Here is an 18,581-nt window from a genome sequence, read left to right as displayed (position 1 = left end):
GGCTTTGTCTTGCCTGCGAGGGGCAGGTGCGTGTGTGGGCGCTTAAGCGGCCAGCAACTGGCGCAGCACGAAGGGCAGGATGCCGCCGTGCTGGTAGTAGTCGACTTCGATCGGGGTGTCGATGCGCAGCAGCACGGTGACGTCCTGCTTGGAGCCATCCTTGCGGGTGATGGTCAGCGTCACGTCCTGCATCGGCTTGATGCCGTTTTCCAGGCCGGAGATGTCGTAGGTCTCTTCGCCGGTGATGCCCAGCGACTGCACGCTGTCGCCGCCCTTGAACTGCAGGGGCAGCACGCCCATGCCGACCAGGTTGCTGCGGTGGATGCGTTCGAAGCTGCGGGTGATGACGGCCTTCACGCCCAGCAGCTGGGTGCCCTTGGCCGCCCAGTCGCGCGACGAGCCGGTGCCGTATTCTTCGCCGCCGAACACCACGGTGGGCGTGCCGGCTGCGACATACTTCATGGCCGCGTCGTAGATCGACATCTGTTCGCCGCTGGGCTGGAACAGCGTTTCGCCGCCTTCGAAGCGGCTGCCGTCGGCCGCCGCGGGAATCATGAGGTTCTTGATGCGCACGTTGGCGAAGGTGCCGCGCATCATGATTTCATGGTTGCCCCGGCGCGAGCCGTAGCTGTTGAAATCGGCCTTCATGACGCCGTGTTCCTTGAGCCACTTGCCCGCGGGCGAGGTTTCCTTGATGGAGCCGGCCGGCGAGATGTGGTCGGTGGTGACCGAGTCGCCGAACACGCCCAGTGCGCGGGCGTTCTTGACGGTGGGCATCGCGCCCGGGGTCATGCCGAAGCCATCGAAGAACGGCGGTTCGGCGATGTAGGTGGAATCAGGCCAGTTGTAGGTGTCGCCGTTGACGCCCTTGATGTTTTCCCAGAGTTTGCCCGGGTTGCTCTTGACCTGGCCGTAGTTGGCCTCGAACGCCTTGGGGTCCAGGGCGTACTTGAGCAGCGATTCGACTTCTTCGGTGGTGGGCCAGATGTCGCCCAGCCAGATGTCGCCGTTCTTGCCGCGGCCGACGGGTTCGGTCATCAGGTCGCGCGTGACCGTGCCGGCTAGGGCGTAGGCCACCACCAGCGGGGGCGAGGCCAGGAAGTTGGCCTTGATGTTCGGGTGGATGCGCGCTTCGAAGTTGCGGTTGCCGGACAGCACGGCCGAGCAGACCAGGTCGTTGCTGGTGATGACGTCGTTCAGGTCGGGCGTCAGGTCGCCGGCGTTGCCGATGCAGGTGGTGCAGCCGTAGGCGGCCACGTCGAAGCCCAGCTTTTCCAGGTAGGGCAAGAGGCCCGTCTTGGTCAGGTATTCGGTGACCACGCGCGAGCCAGGGGCCAGCGAGGTCTTGATGTGCTTGGGCACTTTCAGGCCGGCTTCGACGGCCTTCTTGGCCAACAGGCCGGCGGCCAGCAGCACGCTGGGGTTGGATGTGTTGGTGCACGAGGTGATGGCGGCAATGAGGATGTCGCCGTTCTTGACCTTGGTGCCCGTGCTGGTGGTGAAGGTCTGCTGCAGCTTGTCGGCGGGCTGGTTGAAGCCGTTTTCGGCCACCGGCTTGGAGAACAGGTCGATGAAGGTGTTCTTGACGTTGCCGATCTCGATGCGGTCCTGCGGGCGCTTGGGGCCAGCCAGCGACGGGGCGACGGTGGACAGGTCCAGCGTCAGCAGCTTGGTGAAGTTGATGTCCTTGGCGGCGGGCACGCCGAACATGTTCTGGGCCTTGAAGTAGGCTTCGAACGCGGCGATTTCGTCTTCGGTGCGGCCAGTGCCGCGGAAGTAGTCGATGGTGCGGCCATCGACCGGGAAAAAGCCCATCGTGGCGCCGTATTCGGGGGCCATGTTGCCGATGGTGGCGCGTTCGGCCACCGACAGGCTGGCCGTGCCTTCGCCACAGAATTCCACGAACTTGCCGACCACTTTTTCACGGCGCAGCATTTCGGTGATGGTCAGGACCAGGTCGGTGGCGGTGACGCCGCCGCGCAGCTTGCCCTTGAGTTCCACGCCGACCACGTCGGGGGTCAGGAAGTACACCGGCTGGCCCAGCATGCCGGCTTCGGCTTCGATGCCGCCCACGCCCCAGCCGACCACGCCGATGCCGTTGATCATGGTGGTGTGGCTGTCGGTGCCGACGAGCGAGTCGGGGTAGTAGACGTTGTTCTTCTTGTCCTGGTGCACGCCGCGCGCCAGGTATTCCAGGTTCACCTGGTGGACGATGCCGAAGCCCGGGGGCACCACGCCGAAGGTGTCAAAGGCCTGCATGCCCCACTTCATGAACTGGTAGCGCTCCTGGTTGCGCTTGAATTCCAGCTTCATGTTCAGGTCCAGCGCGTTCTTCGTGCCGAAGTAGTCGATCATGACCGAGTGGTCGACCACCAGGTCGACCGGCACCAGGGGTTCGATGCTCTTGGGGCTCTTGCCCATCTTGTCGGCCACCGAGCGCATGGCGGCGATGTCGGCCAGCAGCGGCACGCCGGTGAAGTCCTGCAGCACCACCCGGGCGACCACGAAGGGAATTTCGTCTTCGCGCTTGGCGTTGGCCTGCCAGGCGGCCAGTTGGCGCACGTGTTCTTCCGTGACCTTCTTGCCGTCGCAGTTGCGCAGCACCGATTCCAGCACGATACGAATGGAGACCGGCAAGCGCTGCACGTCGATGCCCAGGGACTTGCCCAGCGCCGGCAGCGAATAGAACTGACAGGACTTGTTGCCGATCTTGAAATTCTTGAGTGTGTCTAGGGTGTTGTGCGGCATGATGGACTCCGTGGTTTCGCCCGCGTAAAGCCGGCATTTTCAGGCGTTTCGACGCGTTTGTCATTGTAGGCGACAGCGGCGCGGTCTGGCTTGTGTCTTATATCTTATATAAGACTTGAAGGGCACGTCAAAGTTCCTTGGCGGCGTCTGGTCCTGGCCATGCCCGGCAATCCGGGTCCGGCCTGGGGCGCCCAAGGATCTGGCGCCTGCCCAGGGCTGCATGCCCAAACCGCTACTTTGGAGCAGGCGCGCCGTCCCTGCAAGTCCCCTTTTTTTAACAAAGAAGTCCTACAAGTGCATGGCGGCCGGTCAGGCCAGGAAATCGCGCAGCAGGGGTTCCAGTTCTGTTTTCAGGAAGTCCACCAGGGCGCGCTGGGCGGTCGATGGATAGGGAGTGGGCGAGGTCAGGATATAGAGGCGCTCGCCCGGCCCTTCGGCCTGGTAGGCCTGCAGCACCGGCACCAGCCGGCCGGCCCGCAGATCGGGCTGCACGATATAGGCGGGCAGCAGCGCCACGCCGGCCCCCTCCCGGGCGGCCTGGGCCAGGAAGGGGAAATACTCGGATTGCAGCCGTGTGGCCAGCTTGACGTCATAGGCCTGGCCCTTGCGGTGCAGCCGCAGGGTCACCTGGGGCCGGGGGGCGGGCGGCGCCAGAAAGTCCAGGCGGGCCAGGTCGCGCGGGTGGCTGGGAGTGCCCATGCGTTCCAGGTAGCCCTTCGCGGCGCAAAGATGCCATTTGATGCGGCCCAGGTCGCGGGCCACGTAGTCTTGCGGCGGGGTCGAGATGACCCGCAGCGCCACGTCGATCTCGGACGAAATGAGGTCGCTCACCCGGTTCGAAAACAGCACTCGCAGGCTTAGACTGGGATGGTCCAGCGCGAAGCGCACCAGCAGCGGGCGCAGGGCTTCCAGTTCGCCCAGGCCGGTGGGCAGGCTCAGGCGTACGTGGCCGGTGGGCTCGGTGCCCAGTTTTTGCAAGGCGTGGCGGGCCGATTCCACCTCGCGCGCCATGCGGGCGCCGTGGTCGTACAGCACGGTGCCTTCATGGGTCAGTTCCAGCCGGCGGGTGGTGCGCCGGATCAATTGGGCGCCAAAGGCGCGTTCCAGCTTCTGCAAGTTGCGGCTTACGTGCGACCGCGTCACGCCCTGGCGCAGCGCGGCTTCGCTCAGCGTGCCGGCTTCCACGATGGTCACGAACAGCTGGATCAGGTTCAGGTCCAGGGCGGCCATGGCTTGCCTCATTGTTGCCTGTGAGGAAACAGAGTTTAGTCATATCAAGGCATTGTCGCGAATCAAGGCCATTGATATTCTCAAACCAAACACAAGGAGACACCCCATGCGGCAAACCATGTTCCGCGCCGACCTGTACCAGGGCCAGCGCATTCTCGTCACCGGCGGCGGCACCGGGCTGGGCTATGCCATGGCCCGGCAGTTGGCGGCGCTGGGCGCCACGGTGCATCTCTGCGGCCGCCGCCTGGCGGTGCTGGAGCAGGCGGCCGAGGCGCTGCGGCGCGATTTCGGCGGCCAGGCCCATGCCCACGCCGTGGATATCCGTGACGCCAGCGCGGTGGACGCCATGGTGGCCGGCATCTGGGCCGACCACGGCGGGCTGGATGCCCTGGTCAACAATGCCGCCGGCAACTTCATCAGCCCCACCGAAAAACTGTCCGAGCGTGGCTTCAACGCCATCGCCGACACGGTCTTTCGCGGCACGTTCTACATGACGCAGGCCGTGGGCAAGCGCTGGATCGCCACGGGCGCGTCGGGTGCGGTGGTGTCCATCGTGGTCACCTGGGTCTGGACCGGCTCGCCGTTCGTGGTGCCGTCGGCCATGTCCAAGGCCGGCATCGACGCCATGACCAAGTCGCTGGCCGTGGAATGGGGCCGCCGCGGCATCCGCCTGAACGCCATTGCGCCCGGGGTCATTCCCACCGAGGGCGCGTCGGCCCGGCTGCGGCCCAACGACACCGGCACCGATGCCCTGGTCAAGCAGAACCCCATGCAGCGCCTGGGCCAGGACCAGGACATCGGCGAACTCGCCGCCTTTTTGCTGGCGCCGGGCAACGACTGGATCAACGGCCAGACCATCGCGCTGGACGGCGGCGACTACCTGGCCAACGGCGCCTACTTCAAGCAGTACTTCGAATGGACCGACGACGACTGGGCCGCGGCCCGCGCCGCCATCGAGGCGCGCAATGCCGAAGACAAGGCGCAGCGTTCGGCGGGCCGGGCATGAGGGCGTCGGATCATCGCGCCACGGCGCCCACCGCATCCTTGGGCGCCGGGCAGATCATCGTCGGCGATTGCGTGCTGGACCGCGCCACGCTGGCGCTGCGCGGCGAACAGGTCGCGGCCGGGCTGGCGGCGATGGGCGTGGGCGAAGGCGACGTGGTGGCGGTGCTGCTGCGCAACGGCATGCCCTACCTGGAAATCATCCAGGCCTGCAAGCGGCTGGGCTGCTATTACTGCCCCATCAACTGGCACTACACGCCTTCCGAGGTGGCCTTTCTGGTGACCGACAGCGGCGCCCGGCTGCTGATCGCCGAAGCCGACCTGTGGCCGGCGGTGCAGGGCGCGTTGCCCGCTGACCTGCCCGCCCTGCGGGTGGGGGCGGCGGGCGCGGCCGACGACTACGCCGGCTGGCGCGACGCGCATGCGCCCTACGACGGCCCCGTGGTGGCCCCGCGTGGCCACATGGCCTATACGTCGGGCACCACCGGGCGGCCCAAGGGCGTCGTGCGCGAACCGTTTCCGCTGGACCAACTGCCGCAGCGCCTGGCGGCCGTCGAAGCCGTGGTCGAACAGGCCTACGGTTTGCGCGCCGGTTGCCGGGCGCTGCTGCCCGCGCCCATCTACCACAGCGCGCCCAGCGTTTTCGCGCAGGTGGCGCTGCGGGTCTGCGACACCCTGGTGGTGACGCCGCGCTTCGATCCCGTCGACGTGCTGCGCCTGATCGAACGGCACCGCATCGACACGATCTACCTGGTGCCCATCATGTATGTGCGCCTCTTGAAACTGGACCCGGCGGTGCGCGCGTCGTTCGACCTGTCGTCGCTGCGCTTCGTGGCATCCACCGGCGCGCCGTGCGCACCGGCGCTCAAGCGCGCCATGATCGATTGGCTGGGGCCCGTCATCCATGAAACCTACGCGTCCAGCGAGGCCGGCATGGTAACCGCCATCGACTCGCAAGAGGCCCTGGTACGGCCCGGCAGCGCCGGCCGGCCCATCGGCGGCGCGCAGGTGCGCATCGTCGGCGACGACGGCGCCGCGTGCGCCCCGGGGCAGGTCGGCCGCATTTTCGTGCGCCAGCCGGCCTATGCCGATTTCACCTACCGCAACCACCCCGAGGCCCGCCGCCGCGTCGAACTCGACGGCCTGATCGGCCTGGGCGACCTGGGCTACGTGGACAACGACGGCTACCTGTTCGTGTGCGACCGGGAATCCGACCTGGTCATTTCGGGCGGCGTGAACATCTACCCCGCCGAAATCGAACACCACCTGATGCAGTATCCCGGCGTGGCCGATTGCGCGGTGTTCGGCGTGCCCGACGACGAGTTCGGCGAACGCCTGCTGGCGCTGGTGCAGCCGGCGGCCGATGCCCACGTGCGGCCCGAAGACGCATTGCAGTGGCTGGCGGGGCGCATCGCGCGGTTCAAGGTGCCGCGCGAACTGCGCCTGCAGGCGGCCTTGCCGCGCGACGACAACGGCAAGATCGCCAAGCGCCGCCTGCGCGATACCTTCTGGGCCGGCCTGGAAAGGAAGGTGTAGCGGGCGATCCACGCATCACCACAAGCGCAAGCCCATATTGCGCATCGAACAATGACACTGGGGAGACAACCATGTCGAGGATGATTCACGCGTTCGGCCGCTGCGCGGCTGCCTTGTTGCTGTGTGCCGCTGGCACGTCGACCGCGTTGGCGGCGTTTCCGGACCACCCGGTCAAGCTGGTGGTGCCGTATACGCCGGGCGGGTCGGCCGACCAGTTGGCGCGGGTGCTGGCCGAAAGGCTCTCGCAGGAACTGGGGCAGCCCGTGGTGGTGGAAAACAAGCCGGGCGCCAACACCATGATCGCCGCCACCCAGGTCGCGCGGGCCCAACCCGACGGCTATACCGTGTTCCTGGCCAGCAACGCCAGCATGGTGCTCAACCCCATGCTCTACCAAAAGATCTCGTATGACGCCGCGCGCGATTTCCGCGTGCTGTCGGTGGTGGCGGAATTGCCGCAGGTGGTGGTGGCCAACAACGACGTGCCGGCCGCCACGCTGGCGCAATTCGTCGATTACGCGCGCGCCCGGCCGGGCAAGCTGAACTACGCATCGGTCGGCATCGGCAACCCCTTGCAACTGGCCACGGAATTGTTGAAGTCGCGCACCGGCATCGACGCCGCGCACATTCCGTACAACGGCAGCGCGCCCGCGCTCAGTTCCCTGATGAGCAACGACACGCAGTTGATGGTCGACGTCATCAGCACGTCGCTGCCGCTGGTGCGCGACAAGAAGATCAAGGCGCTGGCGGTGACCACCAGCGAACGCCTGCCCGTGCTGCCGGACGTGCCCACGGTGGCCGAAAGCGGGTTTCCGGGGTTTCGCGCGGCCACCTGGTTCGGCCTGGCCGTGCCCAAGGCAACGCCGTCGGCCGAAGCCGCGCGCCTGCAAGAGGCCGTGGCGGAGGTGATGCGGCAGCCCGACTTTCGCGACCGTTTCCAGGTGCAGGGGCTGGTGATCCAGGCGCCGCGCGGCCAGGCCGAGATCGATGCCTACGTGGCTGAAGACCGCGAGCGCTGGGGCGCCGTGATCCAGGCCAACCACATCAAGCTGGATTGACGGCGGGCCCGCGTGGCGCTGCGTCAGGCCACCAGCGCTGGCAGTTCCGCCACCGCGAATTCCAGGAAGCGCCGCAGCGCCAGCGGCGCCCCGCGGCGGGCGGGCATGACCGCATAGATGCGGGCCGGCGCCGTCTGCCAGGCGGGCAGGATCTGCACCAGGTCGCCCTTGGCCAGCGCCCCGGCGCACAGGTAATGCGGCAAGAGCGCCACGCCCAGGCCGGCGCGCGCCATTTCGCGCAGCGCCGCCAGGTTGCTGCTCAGGCAGCGCGGCAGGTATTCAACCGATTCGGCTTCGCCTGCCGGGCCGACGAAGTGCCAGCTTTGCGGGCTGTCCTGCGTGGCGTGGGCGAGCAAGGGCAAGGTGTTCAGGTCGCGCGGGTGCCGCGGCGCGGCCAGGGCCACGCCGGGGGCGCACACCAGGATCAACGGCACCGGGGCCAGTTCGCGCGCGACCAGCCGCGAATCCGTCAGCGACGCGCCCTGGGCCCGAAAGGCCAGGTCGTAGCCTTCGCCCACCAAGTCAATGATCTGGTCGCGGGTATCGAGCAGCACCCGCACGCCCGGATGCTTCAGGCAGAAGCGCGCCACCAGGTCGCCCACCAGGGTCACCGCCAACGCCGACGGTGCGGTCATGCGCAGCAGGCCGCTGGGCGTGTCGCCTATCGAGGCGGCCAGGTCGAAGGCGCTGCGGGCCTCGCGCGCCATGGCCAGGGCGTGCACGTAGATCTGTTCGCCCATGGGGGTGAGCGACACCCGGCGGGTGTTGCGCTGGAGCAACCGCATGCCCAGGCGCGCCTCCAGTTCGGCCACGCGCCGGCTCAGTTTCGAGCGCTGCATGTTCAGCACGCGGGCCGCGGCGGAAAAGCCGCCTTTCTCCACCACCTCGCTGAAAAGCAGAAGATCGTCGAGGTGATGAATGTAGGTGTTCATGGGGGTTTACGCGAAGGATTGTCCTACTTAACAGGACAATTATTCCTGAAATCCGACTCTACTGTGCGCAGGGCAGAACCCATAAGCTTGGCGCCAGGTAATAAAACCAGGCAGCACATCCTTGACCCTCCGTCTCAGCCCTCCCGTCACCCCCTCGTTTGAACCCGTGGGTGACGCCTGTTCCATCCGCCAATTCCGCTACACCGATTTCCCGCAGGGTATGTCGCCCCTGGTGCTGGTGGACCACTTCGTCATGACCGGCCCGACATTCGCGCCGCATCCCCATGCCGGCATGTCGGCGGTGACCCTGCTGCTGGAAGACACACGGGGCGCCATGCGCAGCCGCGACAGCGTGCACAACGACCACGAAATTCGTGCCGGCGACCTGCACTGGACGCTGGCCGGCCGCGGCATCGTGCACACGCAGCAGCCGGTGGGCGAGGCACGCCTGAACGGCCTGCAGATGTTCGTGAACCTGCCCGAAAAACTGAAATCACTGGCGCCGGACACCGCGCTGCTGCGCGCCTGGGAAATGCCGGTGATCCAGAACGACGCGGGCCGGGTGCGCGTGGCCTCGGGCAGCTACGGCGGTTGGGACGCGCCGCTGGCCACGCCCGAGCCCTTGCTGGTGCTGGACGGCTGGCTGCGGCCGGGCGCCTCGCGCCTGGTGCCGCTGCCGGCGGGCTGGAATGCCTGGCTGTATGCGGTGCAGGGCGAATTGGGGGTGCGCGCGCGGCACCAGACCACGCCAGTCGCGCCGGGCGCGCCCATGGCGCCTGCCTCGGGCGGGACGTCGGCGCCGTCCGCCACGGTCGGCAAACGGCCGGCGCCTGTCGTCAAGAGCGTGGTCGATCCCGACTTCGCCATCCTGCCCGCGGGGGCGGCCCTGGCCGCCTCGGCGGACAGCGACGGCATGCTGTTGCTGATCGCGGGCAGCGCGCCATCGCATTTCGTGCTGGTGGCGGGGCGGGACATCAATGAGCCGGTGATACAGCGCGGCCCCTTCGTGATGTCGAATTCACGCGCGCTGTCGCAGGCGATGGCCGCCTACGAAGCGGGGGAATTCGGCCAGCTTCGCCAAGAGGCAAGCGTGCGGGGCTGAGCGCGGGCGGGTCTGACAAGGTGCTGAATAGAAAGCGGAAATCCTGTCCGCGGCCGTTGTGCGGCTGCAACAATTAGAGATTTCTATATAAGGGACGCAATGAGAATGATTCCGTTTTATCTAGAATCTAGCTCGCACTTGCGATTCCCTGCTTCTTGCGAAGCGCCCGCTTATTGATATCCCGATATGAAACTACGAACTCTTGCGTGCGTGGTTGCGGCCTTGCCGTACGCCGTCGCCCATGCCCAATCCGCCGCGCCCGCCGCCGACGCCAACAGTCCGGTCGTGTCGATGGAAGCGATCAAGGTGGAGGCCAGCGCCGACGCCTCGGCCGGCGGCCTGGCCCAGCCTTATGCGGGCGGGCAGGTGGCGCGTGGCGGCCGTATCGGCGTGCTGGGCACGCAAGACATCATGAGCACCCCGTTCAGCGTCACCAGCTATACCAATGAACTGATCCAGGACAAGCAGGCGCGCAGCGTCGGCGAAGTGTTGCAGAACGACCCGGGCGTGCGCGTGGCGCGCGGCTTCGGCAACTTCCAGGAATCGTATTTCATCCGCGGCTTCATCCTGAGCTCGGACGACGTGGCCTACAACGGGCTGTACAGCCTGCTGCCGCGCCAGTACATCGCCACCGAACTGTTCGAACGCGTGGAAGTGCTGCGCGGCGCGACCGCCTTCCTGACGGGCGCGGCGCCCAACGGCGGCGGCATCGGCGGCGTGATCAACCTGGTGCCCAAGCGCGCGCCGAACGATCCGCTGACCCGCATCACCACCGGCGTGTCCAGCGGCGGCCAGTTCCAGGTGTCCACCGACATCGCGCGCCGCTTCGGCCCGGACGACAGCACCGGCATCCGCATCAACGCGGCGCAGCGCAGCGGCGACACGGCCATCGACGACGAACACTCCCGCACCAGCCTGGTGTCGCTGGGCCTGGATTGGCGTTCGGCCGATACGCGCCTGTCGGCCGACATCGGCTTTCAGGAAAACAAGCTCAAGCGGGCGCGGCCGAACATCAGCGTGGTGGGCCTGAAGGATCACGTGCCGGCGCCGCCCGATGCCAGCTCGAACTATGCGCAGCCCTGGTCGTATTCCAATGAACGCGACTGGTTCGGCACGGTGCGGGCCGAGCACGACTTCAGCGACAAGCTGACTGGCTGGGCAGCCTTTGGCATGCGCCGCAGCGACGAAGCGAATTCGCTGGGCAACGTCACGTTGACCAACGCGTCCACGGGCGCGGGCAATTTCTACCGCTTCGACAACACCCGCAAGGACAGCGTCAACACGGGTGAAGTCGGGCTGCGCGCCAAGGTGCGCACCGGCCCGGTGGGGCATGAATTCGTGGTGTCGGCGTCTTTCTTCGATCTGAAGAAAAAGAACGCCTACATCATGGACTACGCCAATACCTTCCCGACCAATATCTACGACCCGCAGTCGTATTCGCAGCCGGCGTTCAGCGCCAAGGCGCTGCGCGGCAACGATATCGATGATCCGGCGCTGCAAGGCCGCACGCGCACCAGCAGCTACGCGTTCGGCGACACCCTGTCGTTCCTGGACGACAAGGTGCTGCTGACCCTGGGCATCCGTCATCAGCGCCTGTCCTCGCGCAGCTATGCCTACAACACCGGCAAGGAAAACGGCGCCTACGACCAGAGCCGCAATTCGCCGGCCGCGGGCCTCGTGTTCAAGGTGGCGCCCAGCGTGTCGCTGTATGCCAACTACATCGAGGCGCTGGTGGCCGGCGATACGGCGCCCAGCGTGGCCAACGGCAAGCCCGTGCCCAACCAGGGCGAAAGCCTGGCGCCGTACGTTTCCAAGCAGAAGGAAATCGGCGTCAAGTACGACGGCGACGGCCTGGGCGCGGGCCTGGCGCTGTTCTCGACCGACAAGCCGCGCGCTTCCTACGATGCGTCGAACAAGTTCACGGCCTCCGGCAAAGATCGCCACCAGGGCGTGGAGCTGACCGTGTTCGGCGAACCGATCAAGACCGTGCGCGTGCTGGGCGGCCTGACCTTCCTGGATGCCAAGCAGCGGTCCACCGGCAACACGGCCATCGACGGCAACCGCGTGATCGGCGTGCCGCGCTTCCAGGCCAACCTGGGCGCGGAATGGGACATTCCCGGCGTGCAGGGCCTGGCTGTGGACGGCCGCGTGGTCTACACCGGCGCGTCCTATGCGGATGATGCCAACACGCTCAAGGTGCCCGGCTGGACGCGTTTCGACGCCGGCCTGCGTTACATGATGGACGTGGACGGCCACGTGGTGACGCTGCGCGCCCGGGTCGACAACATCGCCAACCGCAATTACTGGTCGTCGGTGGGCGGCTACCCCGGCAACGGCTACCTGGTGCTGGGCGGCCCGCGCACGTTCTCGCTGAGCGCCAGCATGGACTTCTGATCGGTCCTGGTGTTCACTGGATCGCCGGTCTGTCTGAGGCGGACCGGCAAAAAAGCCCTGCTGGATCATTGAACCCGCGGGGCTTTTGCTTTCTACGTCATTAACCAGCCACCCGCCACATCGAGCACCTGCCCGGTCACGAAGCGCGCCTGGTCGGATGCGAAAAAGAGGCAGGCATCGGCCACTTCTTCCGGCGTGCCCAGGCGGCGCAGGGCGGTGACGTCGGCCACGGCGTCATTGATTTCCTTGGGCACGCTCTTGAGCAGCGGCGTGCTGATGCGCCCCGGGGCCAGGCCGTTGACGGTGACGTCGTACTCGCCCAGTTCCGCGGCCCAGTGGCGCGTCAGGCCCAGCAGCGCCGCCTTGGTGGCGGCATAGTGCGCGGCGACGATGTCGCAGTAAGCCTTGCCGGCCACCGACGACATGTTGATGACGCGCCCCTGGCGCTGCTTGACCATGTGCGGCGCGGCCAGGTGCGTCATGTAGAAGACGCTGTTCAGGTTGACCGCCACCACCTTGTCCCATTCGCCGGGCGTCATCTCCCAGACCTTCAGCGCGCGGCCGTCGGTCTTGGGCGAGATGCCCACGTTGTTGACCAGGATGGTGGCCGGGCCCAGCTCGCGGGTGATGCGGTCATACGCCGCCTGGCACTGGTCGAAATGGGCCACGTCGGCCGGCACGAAGGCCACCGCGTGGCCGCGTTGCTTGAGCGCCTGCTCGCAGGCCTGGCCTGCCTGGGCGTTGAAGTCGATCAGCCCGACCTTCGCGCCTTCGGCCAGGAAGCCTTCGACGATGGCCGAGCCGATGCCGCCCACGGCGCCGGTGACGATGACGACCTGATCGGTGAAGCGCGCGCTCATGCCTGCACCTGCAGCATGATCTTGCCGATGTGTGCGCTGCTCTCCATCAGGGCGTGGGCCTCGTTGGCGCGCGCCAGCGGAAACACGGCGTGGATGCGCGGCAGGCACTGGCCTTGTTCCATCAGCGGCAGCACCTTGTCGGCCAGCGACTGGGCAATGGCGCCCTTGTCCTCGTCCGACCGCGGGCGCAGGGTGGACCCGGTGAACGACAGCCGCTTGGTCATGATGGGCAGGGCGTCGATTTCGGCCTTGCTGCCTTCCAGGAAGGCGATCTGCACCAGGCGGCCATTCACGGCCAGCAGGCGGATGTTCTTGTTGATGTAGCGGCCGCCCACCATGTCCAGGATGACGTCGACGCCGGCGCCTTGCGTCGCTTCGCGAATGTCGGCTTCGAAGTCGGTATCGCGGTAGTTCAGCGCGTGGTGGGCGCCGGCCGCCAGGCAGGCCTGGGCCTTTTCGGCGTTGCCGACGGTGGTCCAGACCTGGGCGCCGAAGGCGCGCGCCAGCTGGATGGCCGTGAGACCGATGCCGCTGGAGCCGCCGTGCACCAGGAATTTCTCGCCGGCCGCAAGGCGGGCGCGATCGAACACGTTGGTCCAGACCGTGAAATAGTTTTCGGGAATGGCGGCGGCCGCCAGCAGGTCCAGGCCGCGCGGCACGGGCAGGCAGTGGCGTTCGTCGGCCAGGCAGTATTGGGCGTAGCCGCCGCCGGGCGTCAGCGCGCAGACCTTGTCACCCACCTTCCAGCGCGTAGCCTGGGGGCCCGCGGCGATGATGGTGCCCGACACTTCCAGGCCCAGGTAGGGTGACGCGCCGGGCGGGGGCGGGTACGAGCCGGAGCGTTGCAGCACGTCGGGGCGGTTGACCCCGGCGTAGGCGACTTCGATCAGCACCTGGCGGCCGGAGGGCGATTCCATGTCGCGTTCGGCCGGGCGCAGGCAGTCGGGCGGGCCGCCCTTGCCGTGGTCGATGAATGTGCAGCGTAAAGACATACAGGACAGGTCCTTGAAGAATCAGTGGCCCAGGTAGGCCTTCTTGACGTGGGGGTCGGCCAGCAGCTCGGCGCCGGTGCCGGTGCGCACGATGGCGCCGTTTTCCAGCACGTAGCCGCGATCGGCCAGGCGCAGGGTGCGGAATACGTTTTGCTCGACCAGCAGCACGGTGACGCCGTGCGCGGTGACGTCGCGGATGATGTCGAACATCTGCTGCACCAGCAGCGGCGACAGGCCTAGTGAGGGCTCGTCGAACACCAGCAGCTTGGGGTCGGCCATCATGCCGCGCGCAATGGCCACCATCTGCTGCTCGCCGCCCGACAGCGAGCCGGCATACTGGCCCAGGCGTTCGCGCACGCGCGGAAAGATCTGCAGCACTTCTTCCAGCTTGCGCTGCACGATGGGGCGGGCGGCGCGCTTGTACGAGCCCATCAGCAGGTTGTCCTTCACGGTGAAGTGCGGAAACAGCTGGCGGCCTTCGGGAATCATGGTGATGCCCGCGTCGACGATGTCGAAGGGCGGGCGGTTGGTCAGGTCCTGGCCTTCGAATTCCACGCGGCCCGTGGTGGCGCCGATGACGCCGCACAGGGTCTTGAGCGTGGTGGTCTTGCCGGCGCCGTTAGCGCCGATCAGCGTGACGATCTCGCCGGCGCGCACCTCGAAGTTCAGGCCGTTGAGCACCTGGCTCTTACCGTAGCCCGACGAAAGATCCGAAACCTTAAGCATCCTGGTACTCCTTGCCCAAATAGGCTTCGATGACGGCGGGGTTCTCGACCACGTCCCTGGGCGCCCCGCTGACCAGCACCGCGCCTTCGTTCAGCACGATGATGCGGTCAGACAGCGCCATGGTGGCCTGCATCATGTGTTCGATCAGCAGCACCGACACGCCCGAGTCGCGGATGCGGCGGATCATCTGGATGGATTTCTCGATGTCGGTGGGGTTCAGGCCCGCCATCACTTCGTCCAGCAGCAGGATGCGCGGCCGGATGGCCAGGGCGCGGGCGATCTCCAGCCGCTTCATGCCGCCCACCGTCAGGCTGCGGGCTTCGGTGTTCAGGGACTTGAGCAGGTCGGTTTCCTCGGCCACCTTCAGGGCGATCTGCTCGGCTTCCTCGCGGTCAGAGGTGCGGATGAAGGCGCCCAGCATGATGTTTTCCAGCACCGTCAGGCCAGTGAAGGGCTTGGCGATCTGGAAGGTGCGGCCCAGCCCCTGGTGCGCGAATTCATCCGGCGTGCTGCAAGCGACCCAGTTGCCCTGCGCATCGCGCATCGACACCGCGCCCTTGTCCGGCGACAGAAAGCCGGACAGCAGGTTGAACACCGTGGTCTTGCCGGCGCCGTTGGGGCCGATCATGCCCAGGATCTCGTGCTGGTTCAGCGTCAGCGACACGTCGTTGGTGGCGCGCAGGCCGCCGAAGCTCTTGAACAGCTTGTCGGCCTTGAGCACGGGCTGGTCGTTGCGCACGGCATCGTGCAGCCGGGCCGGCTCGTTGAGCTTGCGTTGGGTCCGCGGCGTGCCCAGGTAGGGCAGCCGCGCCAGCGCGCGTTCGATGGCGGGGCCGAAGGCGCCCGCCAGACCGCGGGGGATGGTCAGCACCACCGCCACCAGGATCAGGCCGTAGATCAGCCCGTGCATGCCGTTGCCCACGCTGGACAGCCAGCCGCGCGCCAGCTCGGCGATGGGCAGCACCAGGAAGGTGCCGGCGATGGGGCCGGCCACCGTGCCCAGGCCGCCGATCAGGGCGAACATGGCGACCTGGATCGACAGCTCCAGCGAAAACGCGGAGCTGGGGTCTACGAAGGTCAGGTAGGTGATGTGGAAAGTGCCGATCACGCTGGTCAGCATGGCCGAGACCACCGCGGCGATGATCTTCACGCGCACGGTGGGAATGCCCACCGCCAGCGCCGCATCTTCGCGTTCACGGATGGCGATCAGGTAGTGGCCGATGCGCGATTTGCGGATGTACCACGATACCCAGGTCACCACGAGGAACAGGCCGAACGCGATGATCACGTAGTTGATCTTTTCGCGGAACACGATCCAGGCCCAGCCGATGTTCAGCGGCAGGCTGATGCCGCTGGAGCCGCCGGTCCAGCTTTCTTCGTGGATGACCAGCAGCCGCACCACTTCCAGGATGGCGATGGTGGCCAGCGCGAAGAACGGCCCGCGCAGCCGCAGCGTGGGGTAGCTGATCAGGATGGCCACGGCCGCGGAAATGGCCGCGCCCGCCAGCATGCCGAACCAGGGCGAGATGCCGAAGTTCTGCGTCAGCAGCGTGGCGGTGTAGCCGCCGATGCCGTAGAACACCGCGTGGCCCAGCGACAGTTGGCCGGCGTAGCCGCCGACGATGTTCCAGGCCACCGACAGGGCGGAAAAGACGAACAGCAGGACGAACAGGTTGGTCCAGAAGGGCGTGCCCAGAACGACGGGCACGATGAACATGACGATCAGCAGGATAAGGCTGACGTAGGCTTTGGGGCTTCGAAAGTCGGGAAACACGTCTCGCTCCTTGTGGCTCTGATCACTCTGTGCCGACGCCGAACAGGCCGGTCGGTCGCAGGACAAGGATCAAGAGGAAGATCCCGAAATAGACGACCTCTTTCAGGTCGGGGGCGATGTAGTAGCCGGCCAGCGTATCGACGATGCCGATGATCATGGATCCGGCCACCGCGCCGTACAGGCTGCCCAGGCCGCCCAGCACCACGATCACGAAGGCGGTCAGCACGAAGTAGGTGCCCACCGTCGGGAACACGGGGTACTGCGGCGCCAGCAGGCCGGCCGCGATGCCGACGAAGGCGGTGCCCAGGCCGAAGGCGATGGCGTAGACGTTGTTGACGTTCACGCCCATCAACGTGGCGGCGTAGCGGTGCTGCGCCACCGCGCGCAGCGCGCGGCCCAGGTAGGTGCGGTGCATGAACAGGTGCAGCAGCACGGCCAGGCTGATGCCCACCACGAAGGTGATGAGCTGGCCCGTCACCATGGAATAGGCGCCCACGTCGATGGCGTTGGTGCCCAGCTCGACCGGCGCGCGGTAGACGTTGGCGCCGAAGATCACCAGGGCCAGGTTCAGCAGGATGGTGGACACGCCCACCGTGGCAAAGATCTGGATGTGCTGGTCGGCGTTCAGCAGCGGCTGGATGATGCCCTTCTGCGTCAGCGCGCCCAGCGCGAACAGGATGACCGCCACCGGCACCAGGCCGATGTACGGATGCACGCCGAACTGCGCGGCGATCAGATAGACCAGGTACATGCCGATCATCAGGAACTCGCCGTGGGCGAAGTTCACGACGCGCACGACGCCGAAGATCAGCGTCAGCCCCAGGCTGATGATGGTGTATGCGCCGCCCAGCAACAGGCCATTGATGACCAGTTGAATGAAGATATCCATGGTGCAACCTCTTGGAAAGGGGAGCGCCCCGGCCCGGCGGCCGCGCCGGCCGGGCCGGGGCCTGCTGGCCCCGGTGTTACGCCAGGCGCCCCCGAGCGCCTGGTTGCTGGCAAGTTGTCGTGCTTGTTATTTCTTGAAGACAGGCTTGCCCAGCGCGAGGTTGCTCGGCGCGATGGTGACCAGCTTGCCGTCCTGCCACTGCATCACGTAGAACGTGGACGCATTGTTCTGGCCGTCTTCGCCGAAGTCGAAGGCCCAGCCGTTGGCGGTCTGGCCGGCGGGCTTCTTGTAGGCCAGCACGGCGGCGCGGATCTTGTCCTTGTCGGTGGACTTGGCCGCGGCGATGGCTTCGAAGAAGGCCTTGGCGCCGACGTAGTTGGTCAGGCTGTGGCCGGATTGCGGATCGCTCTTGTAGGTGGACGTGTAGGCTTGCAGGAACTTGTCCAGGCCGGGCGCGCCGGCCGGGTTGATGGACGATTGCGGGAAGTCCAGGTCGAACACGCCGTTCATGTCGGCGCCCACGGCCTTGGCGGTGTCGGCCAGCGAATAGCCGCCGCCCGCGCCGATCACGACCTTGGGCTTGAAGCCCGCGGCGCGCGCCTGGCTGAAGAACAGGATGGCGTCGTTCTGGTAGGCGGTCTGCAGCACGACGTCGACCTTGGCGCCCTTCAGGCGCAGGATCAGCGACGACAGGTCGACCGTCTTGGCGGAGTAGGGCAGCACTTCGGCCACGGTGTAGCCCAGTTCCTGGGCGCGCTTTTTCTCGGTGGCGGCCACGTCGGTGCCGTAGGGCCCGTCTTCGTGGATGATGCCGATCTTGATGTCCTTGGGGTTCAGGCCCATGCCGGGCGCGATGGTGTCGTGCAGCGCGTTCACCACCGATACGCCGTACAGCGCGGTGTTGGGGTTGCTGCGGAACAGGTACTTGTAGCCTCGCGTGGTGATCTTGTGGGCGGTGGCGCCCAGTTCGAAGTAGGGCACGCCGGCCAGTTCGGTGACGGGCGAGGCGGCATACGAGACGCCCGAGGCGTAGCTGCCGAACACCCCGACCACGTTGGACGAGATCAGCCGCTTGGTCTCGGACACGGCCTGGGTGGGGTCGACGGCGTCGGCCTTGATGATCTGGATCTTCTCGCCGTTGATCCCGCCGGCGGCATTGATTTCATTGACGGCCAGTTCCAGGCCGCGGTAGCTCTCTTGGCCCAGCAACGCCAGGGCGCCGCTGAACGGGAAGAGGGCGCCTACTTTCATGTCGGCCGCTGCGGTGCCGCTGACCACGACGCCGCACAGGCCCAGCGCGATGGCGAATTTATTGAACTTGAACACTGTCTACGCTCCTTT

General features: G+C 66.7%; 14 protein-coding genes. 5 read left to right on the top strand and 9 right to left on the bottom strand.

Going from position 1 to position 18,581, the window contains the following annotated elements:
• Positions 1-42: 42 nt before the first annotated feature.
• Entirely contained in the window at positions 43-2,748 is a 2,706-nt protein-coding gene (acnA, locus tag AC3WMR_RS19995; protein ID WP_492264642.1) for an aconitate hydratase AcnA, read from the bottom strand.
• Between the two features lie 309 nt (positions 2,749-3,057).
• The gene (locus AC3WMR_RS19990) at positions 3,058-3,978 is read right to left on the bottom strand and encodes a LysR family transcriptional regulator (protein ID WP_492264643.1); all 921 of its coding nucleotides are present in this window, start codon (positions 3,976-3,978) and stop codon (positions 3,058-3,060) included.
• A 118-nt stretch (positions 3,979-4,096) separates the two neighbouring features.
• Between AC3WMR_RS19990 and AC3WMR_RS19985 the strand changes: the two genes are divergently transcribed.
• From AC3WMR_RS19985 to AC3WMR_RS19975, 3 genes are all read left to right on the top strand, one after another.
• Positions 4,097-4,984, top strand: a complete 888-nt coding sequence (locus AC3WMR_RS19985; RefSeq protein ID WP_025140539.1) for an SDR family oxidoreductase — start codon at positions 4,097-4,099, stop codon at positions 4,982-4,984.
• Complete coding sequence (locus AC3WMR_RS19980) at positions 4,981-6,516, top strand: AMP-binding protein (protein ID WP_492264644.1); 1,536 nt, start codon at positions 4,981-4,983, stop codon at positions 6,514-6,516. The genes AC3WMR_RS19985 and AC3WMR_RS19980 overlap by 4 nt, the downstream gene beginning before the upstream one ends.
• A 71-nt stretch (positions 6,517-6,587) precedes the next feature.
• Entirely contained in the window at positions 6,588-7,571 is a 984-nt protein-coding gene (locus AC3WMR_RS19975; RefSeq protein WP_492264645.1) for a Bug family tripartite tricarboxylate transporter substrate binding protein, read from the top strand.
• 23 nt (positions 7,572-7,594) lie between these two features.
• Here the strand turns inward: AC3WMR_RS19975 and AC3WMR_RS19970 are convergent, their stop codons facing one another.
• Positions 7,595-8,503, bottom strand: coding sequence for a LysR substrate-binding domain-containing protein (locus tag AC3WMR_RS19970; RefSeq protein WP_492264646.1), 909 nt, complete (start codon positions 8,501-8,503; stop codon positions 7,595-7,597).
• A 121-nt stretch (positions 8,504-8,624) separates the two neighbouring features.
• Here AC3WMR_RS19970 and AC3WMR_RS19965 point away from each other — a divergent pair, with 121 nt between their 5' ends.
• Both AC3WMR_RS19965 and AC3WMR_RS19960 read left to right on the top strand, forming a co-directional pair.
• A complete protein-coding gene (locus AC3WMR_RS19965) occupies positions 8,625-9,605 on the top strand; it encodes a pirin family protein (protein WP_492264647.1) in 981 nt (326 codons plus the stop codon).
• A gap of 186 nt (positions 9,606-9,791) precedes the next feature.
• A complete protein-coding gene (locus tag AC3WMR_RS19960; protein WP_492264648.1) occupies positions 9,792-11,999 on the top strand; it encodes a TonB-dependent receptor in 2,208 nt (735 codons plus the stop codon).
• Between the two features lie 92 nt (positions 12,000-12,091).
• On the opposite strand, the gene AC3WMR_RS19955 is transcribed toward AC3WMR_RS19960, so the two are convergent.
• From AC3WMR_RS19955 to AC3WMR_RS19930, 6 genes are all read right to left on the bottom strand, one after another.
• Positions 12,092-12,859 (bottom strand): SDR family oxidoreductase, encoded by a 768-nt coding sequence (locus AC3WMR_RS19955; RefSeq protein ID WP_492264649.1) that lies wholly within the window; start codon positions 12,857-12,859, stop codon positions 12,092-12,094.
• Positions 12,856-13,851, bottom strand: coding sequence for an NAD(P)H-quinone oxidoreductase (locus AC3WMR_RS19950; protein WP_492264650.1), 996 nt, complete (start codon positions 13,849-13,851; stop codon positions 12,856-12,858). The genes AC3WMR_RS19955 and AC3WMR_RS19950 overlap by 4 nt, the downstream gene beginning before the upstream one ends.
• Before the next feature lie 21 nt (positions 13,852-13,872).
• A complete protein-coding gene (locus AC3WMR_RS19945; protein WP_025140547.1) occupies positions 13,873-14,577 on the bottom strand; it encodes an ABC transporter ATP-binding protein in 705 nt (234 codons plus the stop codon).
• Positions 14,570-16,351 (bottom strand): branched-chain amino acid ABC transporter ATP-binding protein/permease, encoded by a 1,782-nt coding sequence (locus tag AC3WMR_RS19940; protein WP_492264651.1) that lies wholly within the window; start codon positions 16,349-16,351, stop codon positions 14,570-14,572. Before AC3WMR_RS19940 ends, AC3WMR_RS19945 begins: the two co-directional genes overlap by 8 nt.
• A gap of 22 nt (positions 16,352-16,373) precedes the next feature.
• Positions 16,374-17,240, bottom strand: a complete 867-nt coding sequence (locus AC3WMR_RS19935) for a branched-chain amino acid ABC transporter permease (RefSeq protein ID WP_175193098.1) — start codon at positions 17,238-17,240, stop codon at positions 16,374-16,376.
• Positions 17,241-17,366: 126 nt separating this feature from the next.
• The gene (locus AC3WMR_RS19930) at positions 17,367-18,566 is read right to left on the bottom strand and encodes an ABC transporter substrate-binding protein (RefSeq protein ID WP_492264652.1); all 1,200 of its coding nucleotides are present in this window, start codon (positions 18,564-18,566) and stop codon (positions 17,367-17,369) included.
• Between the last annotated feature and the right edge of the window lie 15 nt (positions 18,567-18,581).

This window comes from Achromobacter sp. FW305-C-28, from assembly GCF_058783235.1.
This window is presented reverse-complemented; position numbering and strand designations above follow the sequence as displayed.